Genomic DNA, 5,608 nt, shown 5'->3' with positions numbered 1-5,608 from the left:
GATGTAATGCGTAATGATGCCGGAATCAACGGTGATGCACAGAGAATTGAACAGATAGCCTGGATGCTTTTCTTAAAGGTATATAACGCAAAAGAAGAAGACTGGGAATTTGAAGATGAAAAATATGAATCAATAATCCCGGAAGAACTTCGCTGGCGCAACTGGGCACATACAGAAAATCAGGGTGATGGGCTTACAGGCGACAAACTCTTGAACTTTGTAAACAATAAGCTTTTCCCAACTCTTAAAAATCTTGAAATCTCACCTGATACACCAATTCGTCAGAGCATTGTCCGCACAACTTTTGAAGATGCAAACAACTACATGAAGGACGGCGTACTTCTCCGTCAGATTGTAAATATTATCGATGAACTGGATTTTGGAAGCTACGAAGAAACTCACGCTTTTGGTGAAATCTACGAAACAATTCTTAAAGAACTCCAGAGTGCCGGAAGTGCCGGTGAGTTTTATACACCAAGAGCTGTTACTCAATTTATGGCAAAAATGATTAAACCTCAGATTGGTGAAACAATGGCAGACTTTGCCTGCGGTACTGGTGGATTCCTTTCCAGCTGGATAAAAGAACTTGAAGAAGTAAAAGACGCTAAAGGCAGCATTTCAAACGAAGAATCAGAAAAAATCTATAACTCAGTTTATGCCGTAGAGAAAAAACAGTTCCCATACATGCTCTGCGTCACAAACATGCTGCTTCATGGCCTCGACAGTCCAAAAGTCTATCACGGAAATTCACTTATTTATAAACTTTTGGACTACACTCAAAAAGATGCCTTTGATGTAATTCTTATGAATCCACCTTATGGCGGAAGCGAAAAGGACGACATCAAACAGAACTTCCTGGCAGACTTACGTTCAAGCGAAACTGCAGATTTATTTATGGCAGTCATCATGTACCGCCTTAAAAAAAATGGACGAGCAGCAGTAATTGTTCCTGATGGATTCTTGTTTGGAAACGATAATGCAAAGAACAATCTTAAGAAAAAGCTTCTTACAGATTTTAATCTTCACACAATTGTCCGCTTGCCCGGAAGCGTATTCAGTCCGTACACAAGTATTACAACTAACATTCTTTTCTTTAATAATGAAGAGCCGACAGGAAAAACATGGTTCTACCGCGTAGACATTCCAGGCGACCGCAAACACTTTAGCAAAACAAAGCCAATGGAATTAAAACACTTTGACGACTGTATCACCTGGTGGAATGCTCGTAAAGAAATTACGGACCAAGAAGGAAATCCAAAAGCAAAATGCTACACAACACAGGAACTCATTGATTCAAATTACAATTTTGATGTCTGCGGTTATCCTCACGAAGAAGAAGAAATCTTGAGCGTTGCAGAAACAATCCAAAACTATGAAGAAAAACGTACAAAGCTTAATGCAGATATAGACAATCTTCTTGCACAAATTACACAACTTCATCAGAAAGCACAGAAAGGGGAGTTGTAATGACAAAAATAATCAAAGACACAATTCACGCAAAAGGAATTGAAATCGGTATCTATACAACTGATTTTGAAAATGAATTTATTTCACTTACAGATATAGCACGATATAGAAGCGCTGATCCCCGTATAACTATTCACACATGGCTTCGAGGTCGGGATATAGTCGAATTTTTAGGTTTATGGGAAAGCCTTCACAATCCGGATTTTAAACGTAGCGAATTCGATACGTTTAAAAGTGAAGCTGGAACTAATGCATTTACATTTTCTATAAAAGAATGGAATGATACATTACAGGGAAAAGGAATCATTACAAAATCTGGCAGATATGGCGGCGGAATATTTGCACATTCAGACATAGCCCTTGAGTTTGCATCCTGGCTTTCTCCTGAATTCAAGTTATATATCATCAAAGATTATAAACGCCTTAAGTCCGATGAAAATTCTCGTCTTTCATTAAACTGGAATCTTAACCGGGAACTTTCTAAGCTCAATTACAAAATCCATACCGATGCCATTAAAGAAAAACTCATAATCCCTGAACTTACACCTGCCCAAAAATCTTTCGTTTATGCCGACGAAGCTGATTTATTGAACGTGGCATTATTTGGAATGACTGCAAAAGAATGGCGAAAGGACAATCCCGGCAAAAAGGGAAATATCCGTGATTATACAGACTTACATCATCTTCTAGTCCTTGCCAACCTTGAAAGTTATAACGCTATTCTTATAGAACAAAATATCGGGCAGCCTCAACGTTTGGAAATGTTACGGGAAACGGCTCTTAAACAGCTTAGAACAATTCAAGCCCTTGATTTTTCATCCTCAAAAATTCTGACCATATCCGATAAAGCAGAGGAATCAAAATGACCGCAAAAGATTTGAAAACCAGTCTTAAAGAAGTAATAGACAAATATAATTCTCTTGGAATAAATCAGCAGCTTGATTACGACAAATTCTATTTATATTCCATTATTACTCACTCAACGGCAATAGAAGGCTCAACCGTTACGGAAGTTGAAGCCCAGCTTTTGTTTGATGAAGGAATCACTTCCAGTAAGCGGACAATTACAGAACAGATGATGAATCTGGATTTGAAGAATGCTTACGAATACGGAATAAAATGGATTATGCAGCATCCAGAAATCACAGTGAATTCGCTTATAAGCCTTTCGGCAAAAGTAATGGCACGGACTGGAAGCGAGTATCACACAATTACAGGTGATTTTTCTGCGGTAAAAGGAGAACTCAGAAAAGTAAATGTAACGGCAGGAATTGGCGGAGCCTCTTATATGGCGTATCAGAAAGTTCCTGCAAAGCTTGAATCATTTTGCCAGAAGTTGAATGAACTCCGCAAAAATATAAATCCAAAAGACATTCCTTCTGTTTACAAGCTGAGCTTCTGGGCGCATTATGAACTGGTAACGATTCATCCGTGGGTAGACGGAAACGGCAGGATGAGCCGCCTTTTGATGAATCTTTTGCAGTGGGAATACGGACTCATTCCTTCAAAAGTTCTAAAAGAAGACAAGGCTGAATATATTCAATCTCTCATAGACTCACGGGAAAAAGATGATGATAGTATTTTTATTGACTTTATGTTGAACCTTCATGCAAAACATCTGCAAAGAGAAATTGAACAGTTTAAGGCTTCCATGAGCGAAAATAATGAGAAAATGGTCGATAAATCGCTTTTGAAGCTGGGAATGGTCGATAAGTGGTCTGTAAAGCCAACTTTAGCCGAGAAACTGGTCGATATTTTGCATTTTATGAGCGATAAATCCCAAATCACTACAGAGGAACTTGTGCGGCATTTTGATTTTGCGCCTACAACAGCCAAGCGTTACCTGCGCCAGCTGACCGAATTCGGCTACCTTGAAGCACTGGGCGGAAATAAAAACAGAAGATATAAATTAAAAAAAGGGGAACTGTACTAGATGTAATAAAAAAAAACAGTCCGCGGTCCCTGCGTCATCATACGATGAACCACCTGCTCAAGGCAGGGAGAAGGAATCCCGCGGCTTACAAAACTAATATACTGTATTTTTATCAAGAAATCAAATACAATAGAAACATGGAGGAGAATTTGTTATGGAGCTAAATGAATTGGATTCAACTTGTGGTGTTTCAGACGATGAATTGACAAGACGTTTTATTGAAGCAGTACGAATTGAAAACGAAATAAAAAAAGCAAAGGGAACTCCTATTTCCTGCTACGACTCAGCAACAAACTCCGCTTATTTGCTTTATTCTGATGGAACGAGAAAATATGTCCGAGCAAATTAAAAAGCAAGGCTACGCCAGTTATAAACGTTCTGAACTTCTCACAATTCTAAAACCATTTTTAGGTAAGATTGTAAATATTCAAACCGGAATTGAAGCTAATCTTTCCAAGCACTCAATCGACAAAATGACGAGTGCAAAAGCTCTGGAAAAATCAAAAGCAAATGGTTTTACTCTTGCAGAACATTTTGAATTGGCTGCTAAAATCAAACATCTTTATGAAAGCGCAATACTCGTAGCCTCACATGGAAATCTTAAAAATCCTGATGATCCGAATGTTGTTTCAATAAAAAGATTTGTTTCTGCCGCAATTTTACAAAGTGGTAGAAAAGCAGATGTATTGATTACTGTAAAAGAAAGTATTGCAAACGGACACAGAATATATTCAATAGAACTAGATGAAATAAATAAAGCCTCCGAAAAATTCGAAGGCTTGAGTGACGCGGCTGAAAAATCAGCGGACAGGGCAACTAAGACACCTCACGTCGATGATTCAAGTATAACAGATGAAGCCAAAAAGTCAAGCGAGGAACATAAATGACCGCCAAAGATTTGAAAAACGCACTTTTACAGGAAGCAGTGCAGGGAAAATTAGTTCCTCAGATTGCAAGTGAAGGCAATGCAAGAGATTTGCTGGAAGAGATTAGAAAAGAAAAATTGTCACACGGATTGGATTTTGCTAACGCAAAATCTGGAAAAAGGAAATCAAAAAAAGAGACAGCGTTAGCTGGCTCGAATCCGTGTGACATTACAGAAGAAGAGATTCCGTTTGATATTCCAGAAAGCTGGTGCTGGTGTAGATTGGGAGAAGTTGTTGAAATAAAAACTAATTTAGTTGATTCAGCTAAATATCCAGATTACATACAAATTGCACCTGATGATATTGGAAAGGGTACAGGAACACTTATCAAAGAAAAAAGAACTGTAAAACAAAAGTCAATAAAAAGCATTAATCATTTATTTCATGAAGATATGCTTCTTTATTCAAAAATACGTCCACGCTTACAAAAAGTTGTTTATGTAGATTTTGAAGGTTTGTGTTCTGCAGACATGTATCCTCTTGATACTAAAATCAATAAGCATTATTTGAAGTATGTTTTATTATCAGATTTTTTTGATCAAGAAATAAAAGTTTTTGAAAATAGAGTCAAAATGCCAAAGTTGAATATTGAGCAACTCAATTCAACTATAATTCCTCTTCCTCCACTATCCGAACAAAAACGCATTGTCGCTGCAATCGAAAAGTTCATGCCGCTCATAGAAGAATACGGAAAAAAAGAAACACAACTCAAAGCCATTAATGAAAAAATCGGTACACTCACAAAAAAAGCAATTCTGCAGGAAGCTGTCCAGGGAAAACTCGTTCCACAAATAGCCAGCGAAGGAAATGCACGGGATTTGCTGGAAGAGATACGCAAGGAAAGATTGTCACACGGATTTGCAAATTCCTACGGAATTTGCGATGGAAAGAATAAAAAATCTAAAAGCAGTGATTTACGTAGTAAATCACAAATCCGTGTGACAAAAAAAGAATTGCCAGAAATTACAGAAGATGAAATTCCCTTTGATATTCCAGAAAACTGGTGCTGGTGTAGATTGGGAGATATTTCCACATTTAATGGTGGATATGCCTTTAAAAGTGGAAATTATGTTACTAAAGAAAATGGTGTCCGAGTTCTAAGAATATCTGATTTTGATGAAACTGGAATAAAAGAAAAGGATCCTGTTTATTATCCCTTTAACACTGAAATGGAAAATTATAAACTTTCTGTAAATGATATTATAATGTGTATGACGGGTGGTACAGTTGGAAAGTCTTACTTAGTAAAAATCTTAAATGAAGAAATGTATGTTAATCAACG

Annotated in this window: 6 protein-coding genes; all 6 read left to right on the top strand. The window is 37.4% G+C overall.

Annotation, left to right across the window (positions count from 1 at the left end; translation table 11 throughout):
* On the top strand, window positions 1-1,467 hold a 1,467-nt coding region (locus tag Q0N70_RS12190; RefSeq protein ID WP_294017149.1), incomplete at its 5' end, for a class I SAM-dependent DNA methyltransferase.
* Window positions 1,467-2,333, top strand: coding sequence for a KilA-N domain-containing protein (locus Q0N70_RS12185; protein ID WP_294017147.1), 867 nt, complete (start codon window positions 1,467-1,469; stop codon window positions 2,331-2,333). The genes Q0N70_RS12190 and Q0N70_RS12185, both read left to right, overlap by 1 nt.
* Window positions 2,330-3,400 (top strand): Fic family protein, encoded by a 1,071-nt coding sequence (locus Q0N70_RS12180; RefSeq protein WP_294017145.1) that lies wholly within the window; start codon window positions 2,330-2,332, stop codon window positions 3,398-3,400. The genes Q0N70_RS12185 and Q0N70_RS12180 overlap by 4 nt, the downstream gene beginning before the upstream one ends.
* A 154-nt stretch (window positions 3,401-3,554) precedes the next feature.
* Window positions 3,555-3,749 (top strand): hypothetical protein, encoded by a 195-nt coding sequence (locus Q0N70_RS12175; RefSeq protein ID WP_294017143.1) that lies wholly within the window; start codon window positions 3,555-3,557, stop codon window positions 3,747-3,749.
* A complete protein-coding gene (locus Q0N70_RS12170) occupies window positions 3,733-4,287 on the top strand; it encodes a hypothetical protein (RefSeq protein WP_294017141.1) in 555 nt (184 codons plus the stop codon). The genes Q0N70_RS12175 and Q0N70_RS12170 overlap by 17 nt, the downstream gene beginning before the upstream one ends.
* On the top strand, window positions 4,284-5,608 hold a 1,325-nt coding region (locus Q0N70_RS12165; RefSeq protein ID WP_294017138.1), incomplete at its 3' end, for a restriction endonuclease subunit S. The genes Q0N70_RS12170 and Q0N70_RS12165, both read left to right, overlap by 4 nt.

Source organism: uncultured Treponema sp. (genome assembly GCF_945873775.1).
In the GTDB taxonomy this organism is placed as follows: Bacteria; Spirochaetota; Spirochaetia; order Treponematales; family Treponemataceae; genus Treponema_D.
Note: the sequence above shows the minus strand (reverse complement) of the source record. Positions and strands in the feature narration are given on the sequence as shown.